The sequence below is a fragment of the Phascolarctobacterium succinatutens YIT 12067 genome, from assembly GCF_000188175.1.
Classification (GTDB): Bacteria; Bacillota; Negativicutes; order Acidaminococcales; family Acidaminococcaceae; genus Phascolarctobacterium_A; species Phascolarctobacterium_A succinatutens.
Genome location: NZ_GL830861.1, coordinates 1 through 22,540 on the forward strand (window position 1 = coordinate 1; position 22,540 = coordinate 22,540).

Sequence of the window (22,540 nt, forward strand, 5' to 3'; positions counted from 1 at the left end):
AATATCCTTGCCTCTTTCCTTAACTGCAACGGAATAATTCTTCACACCGCTCAGCACATTTTCCAAAGCAATCAGCTGATGATAATGCGTAGCAAACAACGTCTTTGCCTTGATGCGGTCATGGATATATTCCATAACTGCGTGAGCAATACTCATGCCGTCAAAGGTACTAGTACCGCGGCCCACCTCGTCAAGGATAATCAGACTGTTTTTCGTAGCGTATTTCAAAATCTGAGCTACCTCGTTCATCTCCACCATAAAGGTGCTCTGGCCTGTCGCCAGATCATCACTGGCACCGACGCGCGTAAAAATCTTGTCTACCGGGCAAACGCTCGCCTGACGCGCAGGAATAAAGCTGCCGATTTGCGTCATCAGCACCAGCAGCGCCACCTGACGCATGTAGGTTGATTTACCTGCCATATTCGGACCGGTAATAATTATCATGCGCTCGTCAGTATTATTCAGATTGGTATTGTTGGGGACAAAAATCTCCTTTTCCAGCAAGCGCTCTACTACGGGATGGCGTCCGTCAACAATCTTGATTTCGCCGTTATTATTCAGCTCCGGTCTTACATAATTATATTTATAGGCAGCCTCTGCCAAACCTGTCAGTACATCAATGTAGCTGACGGCGCGGGCAGTTTCCTGAATCTCCTTGATTTTGCCGCGAATCAGTGTACGCAGCTCATCAAACAGATAATACTCCAGCTGCTCGATTTTTTCCTTGGCACCGAGAATCTTATTCTCGAACTCCTTAAGCTCGGGAACAATATAGCGCTCCGCGTTTACCAGCGTCTGCTTACGCACAAAGTACGGAGGCACGCTGCTGCTCTGTCCCTTGCTTACCTCGATATAATAGCCGAAAACCTTATTGAAACCGACCTTCATGGTTTTAATGCCGGTTTCTTCTTTGATTTTCTGCTCAAAGTTCTGCATCCAGGTTTTATTGTCGGCAGCAATCAGATGCAGCTCATCCAACTCCTGATTATAACCGGTGCGAATCATACCGCCCTCGCGGACAGAAAACGGCGGCTCATCGACAATCGCCTGCTGTAATCTTGCAGCCAGCTCCTCGTGCAGATGCAGGCCCTTCCACAGCTTACGCAGCAGTCCGCTGCTGCAGCCTTCCAGGATGCCCTTCAGGCCCGGCAGCACGCTTAAGGAATTACGCAATGCCACCAAATCTCTGGCATTGGCACTGCCCACCTCAATACGGCTGACAATACGCTCCAGATCCGCCACCGCCTTCAGCTGCGCCACAATTGCTTCGCGCAGCTCTGCGGCTGCAGCAAGCTCGGCTACCGCCTCCTGACGCTCATAAATGCGGCCCACATCAAGCAGCGGGCTTTCAATCCAACTGCGCAGACGGCGCGCACCCATCGAGGTATTGGTAAAATCAAGCACCTGCAGCAGCGTACCGCGCTTCGAGCCATCCGTCATATTGCGAACCAGCTCCAGGTTACGGATAGCAGTCACATCAAGGTTCATAAAGCTGTTGCGTTCAATCCGCACCAAACGGTTAATATGGCTCAAATCGGCCATCACCGTTCCGTGCAGATAGCGCAGCAAAAGCTCAACCGTACTATGTACCTCATCCGGCACCTCACTACCGGCAAAGTGCTGCGCAAAATAATCAGCCTCCGGCGTACTCTCGTCATAATGCGTAACAACGCATTCCGGCAATCTTGCAGCCAGCCATTCCTGCAGCTTCTCACTCATTTCATCAGAAGCAAAATGAACAACAAGCTCTGCGGGCTGTAGTCTGTAAAGCTGCTCGGTGATATTCAAAAAGCTTTCCGGTGTCTGGTCAAGAAACCATTCGCACTCGCCCGTAGTTACATCGGCCGCTGCCAAGCACATTCCCTTTACCTGCGCCTGCTGTAAAAATACCAGATAGCGATTGTGCTTATCCTCCAGAAGCTGTTCGTTCAGCGCCGTTCCCGGCGTAATAATTTTAATAACCTTGCGCTCGACAATGCCTTTGGCGAGCTTGGGATCCTCCACCTGCTCGCAGATAGCGATGCGATAGCCTTTTTTTATCAGCTTGGCGATATAGCCGTCCACCGAATGATAAGGCACACCGCACATCGGCATATGCTCCATACCGTTGGAGCGCTTAGTCAATGTTAAATTCAGCTCACGCGATGCTGTAATAGCATCGTCAAAAAACATTTCATAAAAATCGCCCAAGCGAAAGAAGAGCAGCTCATTCTGATGCTCCTGCTTCACTGCCATATATTGCTGTACCATGGGCGTAACATTTGCAGCAGCCATTAATCAACCGCCTTACCTTTCACCAGCCAGGTCTGCGCAGCTTCAATCTGCACGTTAACCTTCTGTCCAACCTCGTATTGCTTATCTTCAATCGGCCACAGCACCAGAACTCCTGTGCGTGTGCGTCCGTTCCAGACGGTTTTCTGCTTGCTGGGGCCTTCTGCCAGCACTTCTACAGTCTGACCTACCAGCTTTTCATGGCACTTCAGGCTGTTCTCGTTCTGCAGAGCCATCAAACGGTTCAAACGCTCCTTCTTCACTGCCAGCGGCACCTGGTTTTCCATTTTGGCTGCAGGTGTACCGCTGCGCTTGGAATAAATAAAGGTATAGGCAGAGGTGAAGCCAACCTGACGCACAACATCCAGAGTTTCCTCAAAATTCTCTTCGGTTTCGCCGGGGAAGCCTACAATAATATCTGTAGTAATCGTTGCGTCCGGCACATACTTGCGTACCAGCTTAACCAGCTCAAGATATTTTTCCTTCGTGTAACCGCGGTTCATGCGGCGCAGAATTTCCGAGCTGCCTGCCTGGAACGGCATATGGAAATTTTCGCAGATGTGCTCACATTCTGCAACAGCCTTGATAACCTCCTCGCTCATATCACGCGGGTGGCTGGTCATATAATGAATACGCTCAACGCCGGGAATAATATCCACACGGCGCAGCAGCTTAGCGAAAGCGTCCTTGTCGCCAAAATCCTTGCCGTAGGAATTTACGTTTTGGCCCAGCAGAGTAAATTCCTTGTAGCCATCTTTAACCGCTGCCTCAATCTCGGCAACAATATTATCGATGCTGCGGCTGCGCTCGCGTCCGCGTACATACGGCACGATGCAGTAGGTGCAGAAATTATTGCAGCCATACATAATTGGAATCCAGGCAGCAAAAGAGCTTTGGCGTACCATATGACCTTCAAACTCGCTTTGATGAATAGTCAGATCGGTATAAACCGCAGCCTTGCGCTCTGCCAGAAATTCCAGCAGCAGACGTTTAAAATCGTTAACATAAGCAGTACCCAGCAGCAAATCTACCTGCGGATGCTTTTTACGCAGCTTTTCGCCGTCCTTCTGTGCCATACAGCCTGCAACACAGATAACTACATCCGGATTGGCACGCTTTACAGCCTTTAATTCGCCAATTTTGCCGGCAATTTTCTTTTCCGCACTTTCGCGCACGCAGCAGGTGTTGACAATAATTATATCTGCGGTATGAAAATCAGGATTAGGCGCATAACCAAGCTCCTGCAACTGTCCTGCATAATGCTCCGTATCGGATTCATTCATCTGGCAGCCGTAATTTATCAGACAGTAGGTTTTATTTTTATCACTCATGTAAATACCTCCGTGTAAAATCAGTCTATCATTATATTATAACCAATTACACTCACTTCCCGCAACATTTCCCCCGGAAAGAAGTAGGGAATAATTTATAAAATATTTTAGTAGTAGGTATTGAAATCTGCCCTTAAGATGATTACAATATATGCAGGCAAAGAATTTTTCCGATTGCCTTTTAATATAGTTTAGGAAGGTCAAAATCATGCAAAGCAAAAAGAAATGGTTTGTTGTATTTATTCTGCTCGCTGCCCTTGCAGGCGCAGCCTTTTATTTTCTTTATTTTATCCGTACACCGGCTTATGCCTTGAACGAAGCGCGCGTTGCACTGCAGCAGCATGACAGCGCAAAATTTTCACGATATGTTGATGTTCCCTCTGTTATGGACAACGCTTTCGAGGACATCATCAAGGCAGAAAGCAAAATCAACAATGATAATGTTTTCTCCAACCCGTTCGCACTCGGCATTCTGCATATGCTGAAGCCTTCGGTCGTAGACCTGATGACGCAGGAGGCTTTAGACAAAATCGCCGCTAAGCCGGACAATGCGCCTAAGCAGACAGTCGACCCGGTACCGGATGCTATGAAGCGTAACCTGGAGCGTCACATCTCCATCCAAAACCTTACTGTCAAAGATCTGAAGCTCAGCAAGCATGAGGGTGAGACAGCAAAAGCAACCCTGGTGCTGCACAACAATGAGCTGGATAAGGATTTTATTGCCGAGCTGTTAATGCAGCAAAATGATAAAGGCGATTGGCAGATTAAGAAGATCAGCAATCTGGCAGACTTTATCGTCCAGTTGGATGCTGCCAAACGTGCTAAACAGGCCCTGCTGAACAAGCCTGTTATGGACCGCCTGAACAAAGCGCTGCAGGCAACCAGCGAGCGCCTGACGCTGAACAAGGACAGCAACAAAATCGGCAGCGAGGAAAAAGCTACGCTTACCGCTACCATCATGGCCAAAAACATGAGTAACGTTGCTATCAACCGTATGTATTACGATGTAACCGTGCTCAACGATAAGGGTGAACAGCTTTATTCCTATCCGGAGCATTATCAGGGCAGCATTGCCCCCGGACAGGCAGTGGAGCTCACCACCAGCAAAAAGCTGAATTCCATGCTGCCGGATGACCAAAAGCTGATGAACCTGGATATTACCAAAGAAACCGTAAAAATTCAGGTCACCTATATTGCTTTTGACAACGGCGAGGTAATTTCTCCTAAGGGTTTGATTGAATAACCGCAAAAAAATTAAACGCTTACATCCCACGTTGATGCGTGGGACGTAAGCGTTTTTTGTTCTTATAATTCTTTACGTCAAAGTTTTACTCTTTAACATGCAACTGCAAAACATCCGGGCGTGAATAATGACCACAGGCGTCAAATTCCATACGGCTGGCAGGCACCTTGTCCATATCCAAATCCGCATAAATAATTGCTTCCTTATCCCAGACAGGCTCAGTAACATAATGTCCGTAAGGATCAATCACACAGCTGCCGCCGCGGCAGACAAGCTCCGGCAGCTTAGCGATTTCATCCTGCGCATGCAAATCAGCAGGATACATATCTTTAGTAAAGAACTGATCGCAGTTAATGTAATAGCAGCGTCCTTCGAGCGCAATATGCTGAATAGTAGCCTGCCACTCAGGATTATCATTTGTATTGCAGGAAATCAAAATCGTGACGCCTTTTTGGTATAAAGCCACACGTGCCAACGGCATGTAAGACTCCCAACAAATCAAATTACCAAGCGGTCCCCACGGCGAAGCAACCACAGGAAAATAAGCCTTATCCGCATCGCCCCAAACAAAGCGCTCCGCGCCCGTAGGCTTGAGCTTGCGGTGCAGGGCAGCAATGCTGCCGTCAGGAGCAAAAATGATGTTGCTGTTATAAAGCGTACCGCTTACAGCATCACGCTCCGATATACCAATGCTTACATAAGCATTTACCTCGCGTGCCGCTTCTCCGAGCGCATCAGTTTCTGCGCCAGGCACTACAATGGAACCATCATAATACCGCTTCCAATCGGCACGTCCTTCTTCCTGTCTGCTGCCTACGGTAAAGCCAAAGGTCATGCCGTAAGGATAGCAGGGAATAATCAGCTCAGGCAGCACGATAAGCTGTGCTCCGCCGGCACCTGCCTGCTTAATCAAATTAATACATTTGGCCAGTGTTGCATCCTTATCAAACATTACAGGTGAACACTGTACTACGGCTACACGACAATTTTTTTCTAAATCTAACATTTTATTCACCCTCAGATGAAAAATTTATCCGGTACAATGCTTGCTTCATAAAACAAAAACATAGCATATCATTGCTCGCACCGATATTTTTTTCTTAAATCAGTGGCAGCTGCCATGTCTTTCGCTGCTGTCAGTAAGCTTTCCGGATTTATATACGTATTATACAATAATCATCTGTTGAATTATATAGATATACAACAATTATACATTATACAATAACGAAATGCGCCTTTAAGAAAGTAAGATAGAATTAATCATTCAATCCACCAACCCGCAGCCAGCCTTTGGCCAGCAACGATTGGCAAAACACATCTTCTTTAAGAATATAGATATTCTTGCCCGCGTTTTTCATGCTGACAGCACGCTGCAAATCAGCGCCTCCACACACGGAAGCATCCGCCGTGCCGACAATAACCATATCAGAAGCTGCTGTAACATGATAAGCAACGCTTGCACCAAGCGCAGTCAGTATCTCCTGAAGGTTTTTAAGATAAAGACCGTCAAAAGAGCCAAGCAGAACTATATTTTTATCTGCCAACGGTCTTAAGCGCCTAAAAGACGGTACGATTGCAAGCTCTTTTTGCTTAGGCGGCAGATGATAATCCGCCACCGCCAGCTCCTTCAGCTTTTGGTAACAGCCGTTGCAAATATTGCAGTCAACAAGAGCCCTGTGCGCACCTGCTGTAGCAATATTAAAATATTCGGCGACCGCAGTCTGCTTATACCTGCCTAAAAACGGTAATTCATTCTGCGCCAGCTTCATAACATCAACATAATCATTGGCTAATCTTTTGGCATAATGGCCTGCCAGATTTTCCGCAATAAAGCTCAAATCAAAGGCTACATTATAGCCTGCAATAATATCATCAGCCAAAAAATCCATAAATGACAAAATTACCTCGTCGATTGCCGGAGCATCCGCAACCATGGCGTCATTGATACCGGTGAGCCGTGTAATATAATACGGGATAGATAATTCCGGCTTAACTAAGCTGGAAAATTCATCTACTCTGCGATTATTGCGGTATTTTATGGCCGATATTTCCGTTATATAATCATTCTGCGGACTCAATCCGGTAGTTTCAATATCTAAAACAGTATAATCGTCAGGATAAGCCAGAAGCAGCTTGCCGTCTATATACCTGTTTCTTTTTACAGAACTCAAAAAATCACCTTGCCGAGCTTAGCTCAGCATCTATGTCCTTTCTTTTGCTTATTTCTCCAACACCTTCATGCACATAATTCCCTTTTCGTTACGCACCAGGAAAAAGCTTATTTCATCGCCCTTGTGCAGACCGAAAACCTTTTGAGGCTCGGAAAGCAGCGTGCCTATGATATTTACCTCGCGCACTTCCTTAAGCAACACATAAGCTGCTTCGGCCTCATCGCCGCACACCAGATAAACAGTTACGATATCGGGATGCGTTGCAAGTCTTGCAGGATCTAAAGAGGTAAGCTTACGCATCGCTTCTGTCGCTTCGTCTGCCTCATAAACCTTTTGCACCATTGCCACCTTGCTTTGGAACTCGCTCAGGCGAGGCATTTCGCTCGGAAGCACAGCTGCCTGTGCTTCAAGCAGCTCGGATAATCTTATCTTCGCTGATTGCTCATCATTACCATGCAACAGCTTCAGCGTCTTTTTAGCTGCATCGTGTACAGCACAGCATAATATTTCAAAGCTGATGCCTGCCTGTTCATCTATATAACCATAGCAAAGCACGCCGGTAGCATCTTCTGTTACCTCAAAAATGCTGCCCAGGTTTTGCGCCACGCCGGCAGCGTCTATGTAAAGGTATTTATCCACAATGTCGCGGAAATTCATTTCTTTAAGAAGCATATTATCACCTCATAGGAATGGAGTTAGTTTTAATTATGATATAGGCATTTCACTTTACGCTTTTGTAAAAGACTGCCTGTATTCAATCATACATGCAATTTACGTAATTTGCAATAAAGTAATGAGGTTTTTTGAGTGTGTTGTTCTAAGCAAGATCAAAAGCGCACATAAAAACGTCCCACCCGTCAGACGAGTGGGACGCAAGTTCATTATAAAGCTATCTTAGTGGTGGAACAGACGCAGGCCGGTGAATGCCATTGCAATACCGTACTTATCGCAGGTTTCGATAACATTATCATCACGGATAGAGCCGCCTGCCTGTGCAATATACTGAACGCCGCTGCGATGCGCACGCTCAATGTTATCTCCGAACGGGAAGAATGCGTCACTGCCGAGAGCAACGTCCTTCAGCTGTGCAACCCAAGCCTTTTTCTCTTCGCGAGTCAGCGGTTCCGGTTTTTCGGTGAAGAAGTTTTCCCATACGCCGTCAGCCAGTACATCTTCATAATCATCGGAGATGTAAACGTCGATGGTGTTGTCGCGGTCGGGACGACGGATGCTGTCTTTAAACGGCAGAGCCAAAACCTTCGGATTCTGGCGCAGCCACCAGATATCAGCCTTGCCGCCTGCCAGACGAGTGCAGTGTACGCGGGATTGCTGGCCGGCGCCGATGCCGATAGCCTGACCGTCTTTTACATAGCAAACGGAGTTGGACTGAGTGTATTTCAAAACGATTAAGGAAATCAGCAGGTCGCGTGCTGCGCCTTCCGGAATTTCTTTATTCACGGTCGGACGGTTTTGCAGCAGATCAGCGGTAATTTTAGCTTCGTTGCGCTCCTGCTCGAAGGTAATACCGAATACCTGCTTATGCTCCAGCAGCTCCGGCTTGTAGTTTTCATCAATTTTAATAATGTTGTAGGTGCCTTTGCGTTTGCCCTTCAGAACAGTAAGAGCTTCTTCGGTATAACCGGGTGCGATAACACCGTCGGAAACCTCGCGTGCCAGCATTTTAGCAGTCTGCACGTCGCAAACATCGGACAAAGCAACAAAGTCGCCATAGGAGCTCATACGGTCAGCGCCACGAGCGCGTGCATAAGCATTTGCCAACGGAGACAGCTCCAGGTCATCTACATAATAAATCTTTTTCAGAGTATCGCTCAGCGGCAGGCCTACTGCAGCACCTGCAGGGCTTACGTGCTTAAAGGATGCTGCTGCCGGCAGACCGGTTGCCTCCTTCAGTTCTTTTACCAGCTGCCAGCTGTTGAAAGCATCAAGAAAATTGATATAACCCGGACGGCCGTTCAGCACCTCAATCGGCAGCTCGCTGCCATTGTTCATGTAAATACGTGCGCTGCCCTGATTAGGATTGCAGCCATATTTTAATGCTAATTCTTTCACTATAACTCCTCCTCTTTTGTATAGTGCCAGTCACTTAGACAAACAAAAAAACCGACACACTGGCACAAGAAAAAATCTTTGCCCAGACGGTCGGCGTGCTACCGGTCATACTCCCCTGTGGTAACCCACTTCCGTCAGTTATATGACCTAATACTAAAATTATAAGATGCCGCGTTGTTTTTGTCAATACCGGGCGATTGTGGTAAAATAAATGTATGATGAATTAGAGTGTTGCCCCCTTTAGTCTCGCTATCGCTCGACAGTTCCCCCAAGGGGGAACCAAGTATTCTTGTCTATACATATACCGAAAAGGCACGGCAAGCTCTTTTCAAAGGAGGAAATAATATGACTCTCTGTTATGTATGTCCGCATCGCTGCGGTGTAGACCGCCCTGCAAATATGTCTGATACTACAGGCTGCTTCGGCAGCTGCGGCGTAGGCCTCGCTCCGATTGTTGCCCGCGCCGGCCTGCATATGTGGGAAGAGCCCGTCATCAGCGGCACTAAAGGCAGCGGTACGGTTTTCTTTTCCGGCTGCAACCTGCACTGTGTTTTCTGTCAGAACTATGACATAAGCTGCAAGGGCTTCGGCAAGGAAATTACTATTGAACGTCTGAAGGAAATCTATCACGAGCTTATCGCCCAAGGTGCGCACAATATCAATCTCGTTACGCCCACCCATTTTACCGAGGCAGTGCTGCAAAGTCTGGCCGAGCCTCTGCCGGTGCCTGTTGTTTATAACACCAGCGGCTTTGAAACGCAGGATACACTGCGCCGCCTTAAAGGCAAGGTGCAGATTTATCTGCCGGATTTAAAATACAGTGATGATATGGCTGCTATCAAATACAGCAACGCACCCTACTACTTCCGCATCGCAACCGAAGCTATTAAGGAAATGTATAATCAGGTCGGTGACTACCATATTGATGATAACGGTATTATGACTAAAGGCGTTATTATCCGTCATCTGATTATGCCCGGAATGCCTGACAATACCAAGAGAATTATCGACTGGATTGCTGCCAACTTCAAGCCTGGGCAGGTAATGTTCAGCCTGATGCACCAATACGTTCCCTGCGGCCGCGCCAACGAATATCCTGAAATCAACCGCAAGGTTACGGATGAGGAATACAAGGAGCTGGAAAGCTATCTGCTGCAAAGCACTATCGAAGATGGCTTTGTGCAAGAGGGTGATGCAGCCTGCAAGGACTTTATCCCCTGCTTTGACGGTACAGGAGTATAAAAATATATTTTCTTTAAATTTCATAAAACGATATAATTTTCGCATAGAGATAGCCGACGTCGGTTTCCTGCTGGAAAGTGGGTGATGCTATGACTGTTTTCGAAGCACTTCAGCTTATGATAGGCTTTGCAACTCTCGTAGTTTTGATTTTATCACATCGCTCTAAATAAAGGCATGAAAAAACCGCCTAACGGTTAGGCGGCTTCCTTCAAACTACAAATTTGCGAGGAAAGCCGACCTACCACAATCGGCTATCTCTATAATTATTATAGCAGTTTTTGCGCTATTGTCAATTGGCCTCTCGACGCAAAACCTCTGCCAGGACCTCAATGCCGCGGCAGATATTCTCAGTTGAAGCGTACTCTGCCGGGTTATGGCTGATGCCTGCTCGACAGGGAACAAAAAGCATTGTCGTGGGGCAGATTTTCGTCATATGCATAGCATCATGACCGGCGCCACTATTCATATGCAAGAAGCTGAAGCCCTTTTCTGTGCATATCGCTTCGCTCTGCGCGGCCAAGGCCTTATCCAAAGCAACAGGGCTGTCTGCTGTCAGCATTTCAATCTGCACGCCGACGCCGTCGCAGACAGCGACGTTTTCGGCCTGCTCGCGGATGCTTTGCAGCACGCGCGCAATGCTGGCTTTATCAACACCACGTACATCAACCCACAGCGTAACTGCTCCCGGTACAACGTTAATCGAACCGGGCTCTACATCCACCACGCCAACGGTACCGACACTGCCGTTGGCTTTTTCTGTTTCCGCAGCCTCGTTCACCGCCAAAATAAGCTTAGCAGCACTGACGAGCGCGTCACGGCGCATCCCCATCGGCGTTGCGCCGCTGTGGTCTGCCACGCCTTTAATATGAATTTTAAAGCGTGTCGGTGCCGCAATATTATGTACGATACCAAGCTGATGCTGCGTCTGCTCCAGAACCTTGCCCTGTTCGATATGCAGCTCCGCAAAGCATTTATAGCTGCCGGGCGCAATTACGGCATCACGATAAGCGTCAGGATTGCAGCCCCATTCACGCAAGGCCTCGATAAAGCTGATATCGCCTTTCTTGGCGCCTTTGTTCAGCTGCTCCGGCACTGCGCTGCCTGTCAGCAGCTTACTGCCCATAGTTGCAAAGCCGAAGCGACTCGATTCCTCCGCACGGAAGATGATAACCTCAATACTGCGCCCAAGCTCCTCGTCCTGCAGCATGTACAGCGCCTCCAGGGCGCCTACGACACCGCACATGCCGTCATAGGCACCGCCATGGATAACAGTGTCCAGATGCGAGCCTGTGGCTACCGGCGGCAGCAGCTGCTGTTTGCCATCGCGACGCAAGAACACATTACCCACAGCATCGGTGCGGATTTGCAAATGCAAATCCTGCACCTGCTCCAACAGCCAGCTCTGAGCCTTTTTATCCAGCGGACTGTAGGCAAGGCGGGTAACGCCCTCTTCACTGTCCGTAAAAGAAGCCAAGCCTTGTAAAAGTTTAGCTACACGTTCATGATTTACCTGTAACATTTTTATTCCCCCTTCATTCGGAAATAGCAACAAAAAAATATAATAAAGATGACAGCTTTATTATACTTGCTTCTTAAGCATCACACAAGAGCGGCACTTCATCTGAAAATCCGAGATTATGGAAAGTTTTTTACACTTTTGCTAAAAACTCCTTGCAATTAATGTAAAATCCACGTAAAATTATCATAGCAAAATTTAAGAAAAGAGGTTATTTATTTTGGAACGCAAAGTTATTCAAGTTGAAGAACGTCCGCCATTACTACTTAATATTCCGTTAAGTATCCAGCATCTGTTCGCCATGTTCGGCTCTACCGTGCTGGTCCCCTTTTTATTCAAGGTCAACCCTACCACCTGCCTGTTCATGAACGGCCTGGGTACCCTGCTCTACATCTTCATCACCAAGGGCAAAATTCCTTCCTATCTCGGCTCCAGCTTTGCCTTTATCTCTCCTGTACTGCTGATTATATCCACCTCTGCCTATAACCATGCACAGTCCGGCTTTATCGTTTTCGGTCTGCTGTTCATGCTTTTCTCGCTGATTATTCACTGCGTAGGCACCAAATGGATTGATGTCATCTTCCCGCCGGCAGCAATGGGCGCAATCATCGCTGTTATCGGTCTGGAGCTGGCACCTGTTGCAGCCAACATGGCAGGTTTGACCGGTGATAACATTAATATGGTCAACGTGGCTATTTCTATGTTCACATTGGCGGTCGGCGTTATCGGCTCTGTTGCCTTCCGCGGCTTCATGAGCATAATCCCGATTCTCTTCGGCGTTGTCTGCGGTTATGTTTTTGCAGCTATCATGGGTATCGTCAACTTCCAGCCGGTAATCGACGCTCCCTGGTTTCAGGTACCGCATTTCTACGCTCCGGTTTTCGATATCAACGCTATTATGATTATAGCTCCGGCCGCACTCGTTGTACTGGCTGAGCATATCGGCCATCTCGTAGTAACCGGCAACATTGTTGACCGCGACCTGATTAAGGATCCCGGCCTTTCCCGTTCTCTGTTCGCAGACGGCCTTTCTAATGTTATCAGCGGCTTTGCCGGCGCAACTCCGAACACTACATACGGTGAAAACATCGGCGTTATGGCAATCACCAAGGTTTACAGCACCTGGGTTATCGGCGGCGCTGCTGTCATGGCAATCATCCTTTCCTTCTGCGGTAAGCTCAGCGAGCTGATTCACAGTATCCCCGTTCCTGTTATGGGCGGCATCTGCATCCTGCTGTTCGGCGTAATCGCTGCCAGCGGCATCCGCGTACTGGTTGAACGTCAGGTAGATTACAGCAAATCCTCCAACCTCGTAATGACCTCTGTTATTATGATTATCGGCCTTTCCGGTGCGAAGCTCTCCTTCGGTGCCTTTTCCGTACAGGGCATGGTGCTGGCAACTGTTGTTGCTATTATTATGAGCCTTATCTTCAAGCTCTTTGAATCCCTGCACCTGCTGAACGAATAAGACATATAAAGCACAAAACCGCTGCAGAAGCTCTGCAGCGGTTTTTAGTATTTACAACGCAAGCCTGCGAGCGCAGGCTTGTCTTTTTTATTTTAGAAACGGAAATCTCTTTCTCCCTGAGCAATTTTTTGCAGACGCTCTAGGCAAACCTCACGCACCTTTTCCTGCGGAATATTCGGCAACTCGGCCTGCAGCAGTTTTTCGCCCAAAGCCTTTGTTGCCGGAGAAGCATAATCCTCCAGATATTCCTTCAGCGTCAGCAGCGCATTAGGATGGCAGCAGTTCTGAATCTGCTTGGACTTACACAGCTCCATAAATCTGTCGCCTGTGCGTCCGGCACGGTAGCAGGCAGTACAGAACGATGGCAGGAAGCCAAGCTCCATCAGCCATTCAATTACTTCATCCAAAGAACGTTGGTCAGAAACGTCAAACTGCTCGGTATCGGTAGGGCGCACATCCTCGGTGTAACCGCCTACGGAAGTACGCGAGCCGCCGCTAATCTGAGAAATACCAAGATGCAGTGCCTTTTCACGCACAGCCTGATTTTCACGTGTAGAAATAATCATACCTGTATACGGAACAGCAATGCGGATAATAGCAATAATCTTGCAGAAGGTTGCATCATCAATACCGTTGTCAAAAACGCCCGGGTCGATATCATCGGCGCGTTTGATACGCGGTACGCTGATGGTATGCGGACCTACGCCGTGTACTGCCTCCAGATGCTCGGCATGCATCAAAAGGCCGGCCAATTCGTAACGGTAACGCTCCAAACCGAACAGTACACCCAAGCCTACATCATCAATGCCGCCCTCCATCGCTCTGTCCATCGCCTCCGTATGGTAAGCGTAATTGTGCTTCGGTCCACGCGGGTGCAAGTTTTCATAGCTTTCCTTATGATAGGTTTCCTGGAAGAGGATATAGGTACCAATGCCCGCTTCCTTCAGCTTACGGTAATTTTCTACGGTAGTAGCCGCAATGTTTACGTTTACGCGGCGGATAGCGCCGTTTTTATGCTTAATAGAATAGATAGTCTTAATGCAGTCCAGAATATACTCAATTGGATTGTTTACCGGGTCCTCGCCAGCCTCCAGCGCCAAACGCTTATGTCCCATATCCTGCAGTGCGATAACCTCAGCACGCACCTCGTCCTGAGTCAGCTTTTTACGTCCGATATGCTTATTAGTTGCATGGTAAGGACAATATACGCAGTGATTGATACAATAGTTGGACAAATACAGCGGAGCAAACAGCACTATACGGTTGCCGTAAAAGTCCTTTTTAATCTGCTCAGCCAGAGCAAACATTTCCTGTACCAGCTTTTCGTCCTCGCAGGCAAGCAGTACGCTAGCCTCACGATGGCTCAAGCCCTTGCGCAGCTTGGCTTTGGCAATAATCTGCTCTAGCAGCTCCTTGTTGTTTTTGTTGGCCTCAGCATAAGCAAGTGTGTCGAGGATTTCCTCATGACAGATAAATTCTTCGGCCTTCATTGATTTTGCATTATACATTTTGTCTCCTCCTTACAGGTCAGTAATATCTTTCCCGTCAGATAGTTTGTATCCAGCAGTCTATTCCTTGGCAATTACGTTGGAATAAACAGTTTTGGTATTTACACCGGCCAACAGTCCCAGTTTACCGCTCATAGCGCTGATAATATTCTGCGGTGCATCAACGGCAACGCAAATAATATTAACATTCTTCTGGCGATAGGGCAGGCCCATGCGGCCGATAATATAACTGCTGTAGGTATGCAAAATTGCGTTAAGCTCTTCCACAGCCTCAGGCTGCGTTACAATCAGAGAGATAACAGCTACTCTTGTTTCCATACTAATCACCCTTCTCTTTTTGGAACATGGCAGAATCTAAATCTGCGATATTTTGCTGAATATATCTATAATAGTATACCATATTTCACGAAAAGTGTGGTATACTAATCCTATAAATATTTATCCGCTTGTAAACAGCTTATAACAAAAGGAGCCATTATAATGCTGAATATATTTTTCTCTTTATTTCTTTTGGGCATGCTGATCGTTTTATGCGGCAAGGCTATCAGCCGTGCCATGCACCAGCAACAGCCGTTAAACAGCAAGGAAGCTGCTCTGCTCATAGCACTTTCGCTTGGCTGTCTTTTTGCCCTGAACGCCGGCGTCAGCGCTGTCTACAAAACCCAGCTGCTTTTCTACTGAAAAGGGCGCAGCCCGGCTGCCGCAAATGCGGCAGCTTTTTTCTTTACGCAAAAAAGAGGCAGACAGCAGGCTTTTGCCTCGCTGTTTGCCTCTTATGCTGCTATTTTGTTTTACGTTCTGTCGCAGAAATCCCCATTAAAGCCTTTTAAAGCGTCTATAATTAATTCTGCTTCAGCAAATTAATAGTTGGTTACCTTCAGCTCGAAATAACCTTGAGGATGGTCGCATACCGGACATTTTTCCGGAGCCTTTTCAGCAATAACAATCTTGCCGCAGTTAGTGCAGATCCAAACCTTTTTCTCTTCACGTTGGAAAACACGGTCATTCTCAATGTTTGCCAAAAGCGCACGATATCTTTCTTCATGCTCTTTTTCAATCTTGCCTACTTCTTCAAACAGGAATGCAATTTTATCAAAGCCTTCCTCTTTGGCAACCTTGGCAAATTCGGCATACATTTCGGTCCACTCATAGTTTTCGCCTGCAGCTGCATCCTTCAGATTTTCAATAGTCTGGGGAACAGCGCCACCATGCAGTGCCTTGAACCACAATTTAGCATGCTCTTTTTCATTACCGGCAGTTTCGGTAAAAATAGCGCCAATTTGGTTATAGCCTTCTTTTTTGGCTGCACTTGCATAATATTGGTACTTAGTGTGAGCCTGAGACTCGCCGGCAAAAGCGGTCTGCAAATTTTTTTCAGTCTTGCTACCTTTTAAATCCATTTTCAATTCCTCCTCTTGAAAACGACGCAACAGCCTTCCCAAACTAAAGCTTATATAGCCTTAGAATCAGTTTTGGTCATCACCCAAAACTTCTTCGCTTACAGGGCGCTCTGCCATTTCCTTTTGGCATTCAGGGCAGATACCGCTGAAAACAATATCATGATGATTCATTTTGTAGCCAGTTACAGCAGCTACCTTTTCATCCATATCCGGGATATAATCAAAGTTTTCTACGTTCATAAACTTACCGCATTCAGTGCATTTGATGTGATAATGTCTTGCGAGAATATGATCAAAACGATCAGCACCGCTAGGAACGGAAACCTTGCTCAGCAGGCCGCTTTCAACCAAAGAATTAAGGTTGCGGTAAACGGTACCTTTGCTGATATCGGGATACTCCATAGTGATGCGGTCATATACTTCTTCAGCAGTAGGGTGATCTGCTAAAAAACGTACAGCCGCGATAACAAGTTGTCTTTGAATAGTGTTTCTTTTAGCCATTTTCACCATCCTTTATCAAAAATAATTCTCATTTAGAATTATACACCCTCCGTTAAAATTGTCAAGTATTTTTAGTACCAATCTACAAAATAATCACAAATAAATTTCTACTTTTTTTGCTGTTGTCTAGCAGATAATCAATTCATTCTTAATTCTAAAATTACTCATATAGAAAAAACATAACAAAGAATAGAAAATGCTTCTCATTAACACTTGATTCAAGATATAAAAAAAGTACTGTCAGAACTTTGTCCGACAGTATTAGTTAACCTATACCATTTATTCGGTTTTCTCCCAGATTAACTGCACAGGCAGATTAGAGGCTCCGGGAGGAGACCAGATAAAGCTGTATTCTCCTGCTTTCAGCTTTCCAAGCTCAATGGCTTCCTCTATTTTTGTCCCTACGCACACCGTGCTCTCCGGTAATGCCAGCAGCTGACGCTCACCCTTAGTTTTATTTTCCAGTACGCCATAGCCGGCAAATGGTCCGCCGATCGGATTCAAAATAAAGCTGATAGGCTTTTTACCGTCAACAGTAAAGTTTACCTTATAGATAACGCCGTAGTTACCGTAGTTTTCCGCAGGCAGTCCGGTAGTAGCATCAACGCCCTTGGCATAGCCCTCCTGCGACGTTGCCAGCTCCAGCATGAGCGGTTTTTCCGGCGCATTGACAGGCTTTTTCAGCGTATAGTTCCAGTCTGCAGCCTCAAATGTACCGCGCAGCGGATGTTCATCCATCGGCTGAATTGCGGCAGCCTCGTTAAACAGCTCCAGATCACTCTTTGTTTCGCACATCAGTACACTTACCTCAACAGGCTTGTCAAAGTGCAGGTCAATAGTTGCCGTATACAGCTTATCTGTCGGCAGAATAATTCCGCGACCGCTGAGCAGCTCATGACTGCGGCCAAAGCCCAGCTTGCCATCCTGCGGCTTCTGGCTGCTGTCATCAAAATATTCCTTTTGAGAGTTTTTGCCGTCACGCATATAATCATAGTTAAAGCCTGCCACACCGCTGCGTGTTACATTGTAAGTCACAGGGCGCAGATTGTCTGTATTCTTCAGCATTACCGCCAGCTTTTTCTTACCGGCAACACCATTGACATGATGCAGAAATAAACGTACATCACCCTCCACCTTATCTCGGTACAGTATACCGTTATTATAAACAGTTTCCGGACTGTCGCTGAAAAGCAGCTTCGGTCCATTGGCGACAAAATCCGCCTGCGCCTGCTCGGCAACATAATCCTCCGGAATAAATACCGGTCTTTGCTGTGCGCCTGCTATGTTCAGCACGCCACAGGATACAGTAACAAGAAAAGCCTGCAAAGCTTTTTTTAAGTTCATCAAACCCCTCCCTCAAACTCACGAAAAACTAGCCGCAGCCAAAATTATTCACTATAATTAAAGCTGCGGACTCAGTAACAATATTCTAAGATTTTTATTTCAGGCTGTTTTTATAATCAGCCATAAACTGCGCCAGCCCTTTATCTGTCAGCGGATGGACAATCATCTGCTCCAACACCTTAGTCGGAATAGTTGCAATCTGGCATCCTGTCAGCATAACCTTTTCCACGTGTTCCAGATTACGGATGCTTGCAGCAATTACTTCGGTAGTAATGCCATAAAGCTTAAAAGCTTTAACAATGTTTTCTACCAGCTGTACACCGTTTTCACCGATATCGTCCAAGCGTCCGATAAACGGGCTGACATAGCTGGCACCTGCGCGTGCGGCTAGCAAAGCCTGGGCCATACTGAATACCAGAGTTACATTGGTTTTAATACCTTCCGCGCTCAGAATTTTTACTGCCTTCAGGCCTTCCGGGATGCAGGGAATTTTAATAACGATGTTATCCGCAATCTTTACAAGCTTGCGTGCTTCCTCTACCATGCCGTCACATTCGGTGCTGATAACCTCAGCGCTGACAGGACCGGCAACCAGCTTGGCAATTTCCGGGATAACCTCAGCTTGGGTACGGCCGCTTTTGGCAATCAGGCTCGGGTTGGTTGTAACACCATACACAACACCCCAATCGACAAATTTGGCAATCTCCTCTACATTAGCAGTATCCATAAAAATCTTCATTTTTTAACTAACCCTCTTTACAAATCAAATTCATATTTTTGTTATTTATTATTGTGCTTTATTGCGCGTCCTTACGGAAGTACGACTACCTTCTCAGGATGAGTCTGAGCTGGCAAGCTCATAGTCATCATGCTGCTCCAAACAAGCAGCTTATCGCCTTTTTTAATCTTAGCGAAGTCTGCGCAGGCAGCTGCATCAATCGTTGCAATAACATCATTATTGGTGTTGAGTACGGTTACATAGCTTCCATCCTTAGCAAGACTTGCCTGTGCTACCTCAAAAAAGCTTGCAGGCTCTTCGCTGTCTTCAATCACAATCGCCAGAGCATGGCTTTGCGGCGGCATGCTGCGTGTCATGGTTGCGGAATAATAAGCAGTAACCTTCTGGCCTTCCTTTAAAGCATAGGGCAGACGCAACTTACCGCTGGCACCCTCCACAACGTAGGTATCACGGTCAACAATAGCTGCAACCATATTTCTGCTGCCCTCGCCTTTAATAACATACATACCATCCTCTACAGCAACGATTTCACCACGGGTAACATAGGTTCCCGGTGCGCGCATTACCTCAGGATTTGCCTGTACCTCATCCAGGGGAGAGGATTGAGCCGCGTCAGCGGCGAAAGCACTGCCGGCACCCAACAGCGCCATGCAGGAAAATACTAAAGCGATTTTTTTAAGTGATTTCATAATATATACCTCCAAGATATTGCTTTTGTTTATGCTTATAAGTATAGCATAAGATTATGGCAAAATCATGGCAGTTTTGATTAATTATTTACTTGTTGCTGAAATGTACAGCGATTTCCGTAACGGTAGCAGCAGCCTTCCACAGGCAATCCTCATTGAAATCGAAGTGACTGTTGTGATGACCTGCGGCGATTTTGGTACCGTACATCATATACAGAGCACGGCCGCCGTGCTGCTGTACGCGCTCCATGAAGTAACCGCAGTCCTCGCTGCCGCCCATGTCCACATATTCAACAACCTCGTCATAATGACATTTTTCCTCAATCAGCTCTGCTACCTCATGGCCCAGCTCCTTGTCTGCAAAGCAGGCAGGTGCAGCCCCGGCCATGGTGATTTTTACCTTAACGTCATACATAGCGGCGCAGGCATTAAGAATGCGCTTAGCCTCGGTAACCATATATTCATCAATTTCGGTAGTAGCACCGCGTGTTTCCAGCTTAATAGCAGCGATATCAGGCACAACATTGCGTCCGGTGCCGGCGTTGAGTACGCCTACGTTGATACGGCTGGAGCCCTTGCTGTGACGGGGAATGGTATTCAGGGAAATTGCAGCCTGTGCTGCTGCCAACAAAGCATTCTTGCCCTGCTCCGGAGCAGCGCCTGCGTGGGCAGACACACCGGTAAATTCCGCATCCAGCTTCGTAGTTGCCAGAAAACCGTCAGTCATCGTTACCAGGCAGTTGTTTGTAGTAGCCTTGAAGCCGATATGACCGCCGAACAGATAATCGACATCATCAACTACACCGGCGTTCATCATAGCGAAGGCACCGCGTACACCTTCCTCCGCAGGTTGGAAAATCAATTTTATGGTGCCTGCCAAACGTGCTTTATTGGCGGCAAGCAGCTTTGCTGCCGACAGGCCGATGGTTACGTGACCGTCATGACCGCAGGCATGCATAGCCTTTTTATGTTCGGAAGCAAAGCTTTCCTTAGCTGGGCGATGCTCCTCGCTGCGCTCCTCTTCTACATCGTTGCAGTCCATATCAAAGCGGAAGGCAACTGTTTTACCGGGTTTATCTGTTTTAAGAGTTGCCACGATACCGGTCTTGCCGCCTGCCATCTTCTTTACCAGCTCCGGATCCGCACCTTCGCTGATTGCTCTTTGCATATAATCAGCCAGCTCTGCCTCGCTCGGCACGCCCATCATAGATTTTTCGTCAATAACGTCATCGCCGAATTTAACATCATAGCCAAGATTTTTCAGCTCACCGATAATCATGCTTGCCGTACGGAATTCCGTCCAGCCTGTTTCCGGATGTCTATGCAAATCTCTGCGGCGTTCGACCATTTCATCTTTTAATTCTTCAGCCTGTTGCCAAATTGTTGCCATGTTTCTTACCCCCATTAAAAAAGTACAGTCTGCTCACTGTCTAAAGGCAGATAAACCTCGCTCTTATCTTTTAAACGATTGTTATTATCCACCCACTGTCCGCACGGACATTGTATTGCAGCGGTAGGCAGCGCCCAAGCCAAATGTTTTCCGCAATCAGGACAGATATATTCTACCTGCAGCCTGTCACGCTCTTTTTTCTTCATAAATAAAGCGCACCTCCTGCTTCTTATTGCGTTTTTTATTATAGCACATTTGTACCATTAAGAAAATGCTTTGACGGCAGTAAGTGTTAAAAGTAAGTAAGTTAAGCAACTGCTTCATTTTATTTATTAATGTCATGCTCCTGCCGGTTCGTGTTTTTTCTGTGTCTTTCAGGTTAAAATTGTATTTATATGCTATAATTAAGCTGATTAAATCAGAGTCAGGAGGTTAGAAATATGACTAAGATTAAACAAATGCTTTGTGCCCTGCTTACCGTCTGCCTGCTGCTTATCGGCAGTACAAATGCTATGGCAGCACAGCCTGATACACCGAGCATCAGCGTCAGCGCCAACGCAAGCATTGAGGTGGCACCGGATACTGCCGTAATCAGCTTTGATGTCAATGGCAAGGGCCGTACCGCTGCCGAAGCAACAAGCGCATCTGCCGCCAAAATGGATAGTGTTAAGCGTAATCTGCTTGGCTGCAATATTCTGGGTAATGATATTACAACAACAAGCTATACTCTTTATCCAGATACCGATATCAAGGGTAAAATCACCGGTTATACCGCCAGCAACAGTGTGCGCATCAAGCTCAAGGATATCAGCAAGCTTGGTCCGGTAATTGATAAAATCAGTGCTGCCGGCGTTGATACAATAAATAATATTTCCTTCAGCGTCAGCAGCAGAGAGCTTTACCGCAACAAACTGCTGGCTCAGGCTGTTGAAAACGCACGCCAGCAGGCTGCCGTGGTTGCCAATGCCGGCGGACGCACGCTCGGCAAGCTGCTGAGCGCCAACATCAGCACCTACAGCGGCGGCATGGGGCGCTCCTATGGCAACATGAAGCTGATGGCTGCATCCGACAGAGCTGTTGCCCCCGAAACAAGCATCTCTGCGCAGGAAATTACGATTAAAGCCAGCGTTGATACTGTTTTCGCCATGGAATAAATTACTGCAAGCTAAAAACTGCTGCCTAGCGTCACAGACGCAGGACAGCAGTTTTTTCTTTGGCAGAACAAGCCTGCCGTATTGCACTGTTTTATTTTTTCTTCGGCAGCTTATATTCCTTCAGCGCCTGAAAAAGCTCCGCACTTCCGGGTGCATATTGAGCGCACAGCTCCTTGAGTGCCGCAAAGTTTTTCAGCTCTACACCCCACAAAAAGCAGTCAGCATCATCATAAGCAGCAACAACGATAAACTTTTTGGCATCCAGCGGTGTTTTGCCCAAATCATCCGTCAGCATAATATAATCCGTGCCAAAATCCATACCGTACACCGTAATATTTTCTTCCGGAGTAGCATCCTCCCAAAAGCCCAGTTGATCAAAATCAGCAGCAGTAAGCATAATACACCTCATTTTCATATAATCTATCCTTAATATAACACGTTGCGCTGTCATTTGCAACTTTAGCTGATGACATGGCCGCGTCAGTTTACTGTAGGAATCAAAA

23 protein-coding genes and 1 riboswitch are annotated in these 22,540 nt (G+C 47.0%); of the genes, 6 read left to right on the forward strand and 17 right to left on the reverse strand.

All coding sequences use genetic code 11. From position 1 onward, the window contains the following. Both mutS and miaB read right to left on the reverse strand, forming a co-directional pair. On the reverse strand, positions 1-2,274 hold a 2,274-nt coding region (gene mutS, locus HMPREF9443_RS02240; RefSeq protein WP_009144875.1), incomplete at its 3' end, for a DNA mismatch repair protein MutS. Beyond that, a complete protein-coding gene (gene miaB / locus HMPREF9443_RS02245) occupies positions 2,274-3,602 on the reverse strand; it encodes a tRNA (N6-isopentenyl adenosine(37)-C2)-methylthiotransferase MiaB (RefSeq protein ID WP_009144876.1) in 1,329 nt (442 codons plus the stop codon). The genes mutS and miaB, both read right to left, overlap by 1 nt. Before the next feature lie 208 nt (positions 3,603-3,810). Between miaB and HMPREF9443_RS02250 the strand changes: the two genes are divergently transcribed. Beyond that, positions 3,811-4,845, forward strand: coding sequence for a DUF2939 domain-containing protein (locus HMPREF9443_RS02250; protein WP_009144877.1), 1,035 nt, complete (start codon positions 3,811-3,813; stop codon positions 4,843-4,845). Between the two features lie 85 nt (positions 4,846-4,930). On the opposite strand, the gene HMPREF9443_RS02255 is transcribed toward HMPREF9443_RS02250, so the two are convergent. The 4 genes from HMPREF9443_RS02255 to HMPREF9443_RS02270 all read right to left on the reverse strand — a co-directional run bounded on the left by HMPREF9443_RS02255 (position 4,931) and on the right by HMPREF9443_RS02270 (position 9,089). Next, a complete protein-coding gene (locus HMPREF9443_RS02255) occupies positions 4,931-5,851 on the reverse strand; it encodes a carbon-nitrogen hydrolase family protein (RefSeq protein ID WP_040564794.1) in 921 nt (306 codons plus the stop codon). A gap of 250 nt (positions 5,852-6,101) precedes the next feature. After that, positions 6,102-7,016: an exonuclease domain-containing protein gene (locus tag HMPREF9443_RS10280; protein ID WP_009144879.1), complete on the reverse strand. Its 915-nt coding sequence runs from the start codon at positions 7,014-7,016 to the stop codon at positions 6,102-6,104. 48 nt (positions 7,017-7,064) lie between these two features. Then, the gene (locus tag HMPREF9443_RS02265) at positions 7,065-7,688 is read right to left on the reverse strand and encodes a hypothetical protein (RefSeq protein ID WP_009144880.1); all 624 of its coding nucleotides are present in this window, start codon (positions 7,686-7,688) and stop codon (positions 7,065-7,067) included. Positions 7,689-7,910: 222 nt separating this feature from the next. Then, positions 7,911-9,089 (reverse strand): phosphoribosylaminoimidazolecarboxamide formyltransferase, encoded by a 1,179-nt coding sequence (locus tag HMPREF9443_RS02270; RefSeq protein WP_040564796.1) that lies wholly within the window; start codon positions 9,087-9,089, stop codon positions 7,911-7,913. A 70-nt stretch (positions 9,090-9,159) separates the two neighbouring features. Next, positions 9,160-9,238: riboswitch (ZMP/ZTP riboswitch) on the reverse strand. Positions 9,239-9,431: 193 nt separating this feature from the next. On the opposite strand from HMPREF9443_RS02270, the gene HMPREF9443_RS02275 reads away from it, so the two are divergent. Continuing rightward, positions 9,432-10,328: a radical SAM protein gene (locus HMPREF9443_RS02275; RefSeq protein WP_040564798.1), complete on the forward strand. Its 897-nt coding sequence runs from the start codon at positions 9,432-9,434 to the stop codon at positions 10,326-10,328. Positions 10,329-10,417: 89 nt separating this feature from the next. Continuing rightward, positions 10,418-10,498 carry a putative holin-like toxin gene (locus HMPREF9443_RS11185; RefSeq protein WP_363316971.1) on the forward strand — a complete coding sequence of 27 codons (81 nt, stop codon included), beginning with the start codon at positions 10,418-10,420 and terminating at the stop codon, positions 10,496-10,498. A 119-nt stretch (positions 10,499-10,617) separates the two neighbouring features. On the opposite strand, the gene HMPREF9443_RS02280 is transcribed toward HMPREF9443_RS11185, so the two are convergent. Beyond that, positions 10,618-11,847 carry a M20 family metallo-hydrolase gene (locus HMPREF9443_RS02280; RefSeq protein WP_009144884.1) on the reverse strand — a complete coding sequence of 410 codons (1,230 nt, stop codon included), beginning with the start codon at positions 11,845-11,847 and terminating at the stop codon, positions 10,618-10,620. 217 nt (positions 11,848-12,064) lie between these two features. Here HMPREF9443_RS02280 and uraA point away from each other — a divergent pair, with 217 nt between their 5' ends. After that, on the forward strand, positions 12,065-13,312 hold the full coding sequence (gene uraA, locus HMPREF9443_RS02285) for a uracil permease (RefSeq protein ID WP_040564800.1): 1,248 nt from the start codon (positions 12,065-12,067) through the stop codon (positions 13,310-13,312). 92 nt (positions 13,313-13,404) lie between these two features. Here uraA and hydG read toward each other — a convergent pair whose 3' ends face one another. Beyond that, on the reverse strand, positions 13,405-14,820 hold the full coding sequence (hydG, locus tag HMPREF9443_RS02290; RefSeq protein WP_009144886.1) for a [FeFe] hydrogenase H-cluster radical SAM maturase HydG: 1,416 nt from the start codon (positions 14,818-14,820) through the stop codon (positions 13,405-13,407). Between the two features lie 60 nt (positions 14,821-14,880). Then, positions 14,881-15,138: a TM1266 family iron-only hydrogenase system putative regulator gene (locus HMPREF9443_RS02295; protein ID WP_009144887.1), complete on the reverse strand. Its 258-nt coding sequence runs from the start codon at positions 15,136-15,138 to the stop codon at positions 14,881-14,883. A 162-nt stretch (positions 15,139-15,300) separates the two neighbouring features. Here HMPREF9443_RS02295 and HMPREF9443_RS02300 point away from each other — a divergent pair, with 162 nt between their 5' ends. Beyond that, complete coding sequence (locus HMPREF9443_RS02300; RefSeq protein ID WP_009144888.1) at positions 15,301-15,501, forward strand: hypothetical protein; 201 nt, start codon at positions 15,301-15,303, stop codon at positions 15,499-15,501. A gap of 179 nt (positions 15,502-15,680) precedes the next feature. Here the strand turns inward: HMPREF9443_RS02300 and rbr are convergent, their stop codons facing one another. The 7 genes from rbr to HMPREF9443_RS02335 all read right to left on the reverse strand — a co-directional run bounded on the left by rbr (position 15,681) and on the right by HMPREF9443_RS02335 (position 21,089). Further along, a complete protein-coding gene (gene rbr / locus HMPREF9443_RS02305) occupies positions 15,681-16,220 on the reverse strand; it encodes a rubrerythrin (RefSeq protein WP_009144889.1) in 540 nt (179 codons plus the stop codon). Positions 16,221-16,286: 66 nt separating this feature from the next. Continuing rightward, entirely contained in the window at positions 16,287-16,721 is a 435-nt protein-coding gene (locus HMPREF9443_RS02310) for a Fur family transcriptional regulator (RefSeq protein WP_071585648.1), read from the reverse strand. A 279-nt stretch (positions 16,722-17,000) separates the two neighbouring features. Further along, positions 17,001-18,065: a conserved domain protein gene (locus tag HMPREF9443_RS02315; RefSeq protein ID WP_009144891.1), complete on the reverse strand. Its 1,065-nt coding sequence runs from the start codon at positions 18,063-18,065 to the stop codon at positions 17,001-17,003. Between the two features lie 94 nt (positions 18,066-18,159). Beyond that, positions 18,160-18,804, reverse strand: a complete 645-nt coding sequence (gene fsa / locus HMPREF9443_RS02320; RefSeq protein ID WP_009144892.1) for a fructose-6-phosphate aldolase — start codon at positions 18,802-18,804, stop codon at positions 18,160-18,162. A 71-nt stretch (positions 18,805-18,875) separates the two neighbouring features. After that, positions 18,876-19,493 (reverse strand): hypothetical protein, encoded by a 618-nt coding sequence (locus HMPREF9443_RS02325; protein WP_009144893.1) that lies wholly within the window; start codon positions 19,491-19,493, stop codon positions 18,876-18,878. An 88-nt stretch (positions 19,494-19,581) separates the two neighbouring features. Beyond that, positions 19,582-20,883 carry an amidohydrolase gene (locus tag HMPREF9443_RS02330; protein WP_148495310.1) on the reverse strand — a complete coding sequence of 434 codons (1,302 nt, stop codon included), beginning with the start codon at positions 20,881-20,883 and terminating at the stop codon, positions 19,582-19,584. 14 nt (positions 20,884-20,897) lie between these two features. Continuing rightward, the gene (locus HMPREF9443_RS02335; protein ID WP_009144895.1) at positions 20,898-21,089 is read right to left on the reverse strand and encodes a TFIIB-type zinc ribbon-containing protein; all 192 of its coding nucleotides are present in this window, start codon (positions 21,087-21,089) and stop codon (positions 20,898-20,900) included. Positions 21,090-21,323: 234 nt separating this feature from the next. Between HMPREF9443_RS02335 and HMPREF9443_RS02340 the strand changes: the two genes are divergently transcribed. Further along, a complete protein-coding gene (locus HMPREF9443_RS02340; RefSeq protein ID WP_009144897.1) occupies positions 21,324-22,037 on the forward strand; it encodes an SIMPL domain-containing protein in 714 nt (237 codons plus the stop codon). 91 nt (positions 22,038-22,128) lie between these two features. Here HMPREF9443_RS02340 and HMPREF9443_RS02345 read toward each other — a convergent pair whose 3' ends face one another. Next, a complete protein-coding gene (locus HMPREF9443_RS02345) occupies positions 22,129-22,434 on the reverse strand; it encodes a hypothetical protein (protein ID WP_040564802.1) in 306 nt (101 codons plus the stop codon). Between the last annotated feature and the right edge of the window lie 106 nt (positions 22,435-22,540).

What these genes read in the sequence shown, in the direction of transcription:
- miaB (WP_009144876.1), bottom strand. Translation starts at nt 3,602, where the DNA reads ATGAGTGATAAAAATAAAACCTACTGTCTGATAAATTACGGCTGCCAG.
- HMPREF9443_RS02250 (WP_009144877.1), top strand. Translation starts at nt 3,811, where the DNA reads ATGCAAAGCAAAAAGAAATGGTTTGTTGTATTTATTCTGCTCGCTGCC.
- HMPREF9443_RS02255 (WP_040564794.1), bottom strand. Translation starts at nt 5,851, where the DNA reads ATGTTAGATTTAGAAAAAAATTGTCGTGTAGCCGTAGTACAGTGTTCA.
- HMPREF9443_RS02265 (WP_009144880.1), bottom strand. Translation starts at nt 7,688, where the DNA reads ATGCTTCTTAAAGAAATGAATTTCCGCGACATTGTGGATAAATACCTT.
- HMPREF9443_RS02275 (WP_040564798.1), top strand. Translation starts at nt 9,432, where the DNA reads ATGACTCTCTGTTATGTATGTCCGCATCGCTGCGGTGTAGACCGCCCT.
- HMPREF9443_RS11185 (WP_363316971.1), top strand. Translation starts at nt 10,418, where the DNA reads ATGACTGTTTTCGAAGCACTTCAGCTTATGATAGGCTTTGCAACTCTC.
- HMPREF9443_RS02280 (WP_009144884.1), bottom strand. Translation starts at nt 11,847, where the DNA reads ATGTTACAGGTAAATCATGAACGTGTAGCTAAACTTTTACAAGGCTTG.
- hydG (WP_009144886.1), bottom strand. Translation starts at nt 14,820, where the DNA reads ATGTATAATGCAAAATCAATGAAGGCCGAAGAATTTATCTGTCATGAG.
- HMPREF9443_RS02295 (WP_009144887.1), bottom strand. Translation starts at nt 15,138, where the DNA reads ATGGAAACAAGAGTAGCTGTTATCTCTCTGATTGTAACGCAGCCTGAG.
- HMPREF9443_RS02300 (WP_009144888.1), top strand. Translation starts at nt 15,301, where the DNA reads ATGCTGAATATATTTTTCTCTTTATTTCTTTTGGGCATGCTGATCGTT.
- rbr (WP_009144889.1), bottom strand. Translation starts at nt 16,220, where the DNA reads ATGGATTTAAAAGGTAGCAAGACTGAAAAAAATTTGCAGACCGCTTTT.
- HMPREF9443_RS02310 (WP_071585648.1), bottom strand. Translation starts at nt 16,721, where the DNA reads ATGGCTAAAAGAAACACTATTCAAAGACAACTTGTTATCGCGGCTGTA.
- HMPREF9443_RS02315 (WP_009144891.1), bottom strand. Translation starts at nt 18,065, where the DNA reads ATGAACTTAAAAAAAGCTTTGCAGGCTTTTCTTGTTACTGTATCCTGT.
- fsa (WP_009144892.1), bottom strand. Translation starts at nt 18,804, where the DNA reads ATGAAGATTTTTATGGATACTGCTAATGTAGAGGAGATTGCCAAATTT.
- HMPREF9443_RS02325 (WP_009144893.1), bottom strand. Translation starts at nt 19,493, where the DNA reads ATGAAATCACTTAAAAAAATCGCTTTAGTATTTTCCTGCATGGCGCTG.
- HMPREF9443_RS02330 (WP_148495310.1), bottom strand. Translation starts at nt 20,883, where the DNA reads ATGGCAACAATTTGGCAACAGGCTGAAGAATTAAAAGATGAAATGGTC.
- HMPREF9443_RS02335 (WP_009144895.1), bottom strand. Translation starts at nt 21,089, where the DNA reads ATGAAGAAAAAAGAGCGTGACAGGCTGCAGGTAGAATATATCTGTCCT.
- HMPREF9443_RS02340 (WP_009144897.1), top strand. Translation starts at nt 21,324, where the DNA reads ATGACTAAGATTAAACAAATGCTTTGTGCCCTGCTTACCGTCTGCCTG.
- HMPREF9443_RS02345 (WP_040564802.1), bottom strand. Translation starts at nt 22,434, where the DNA reads ATGCTTACTGCTGCTGATTTTGATCAACTGGGCTTTTGGGAGGATGCT.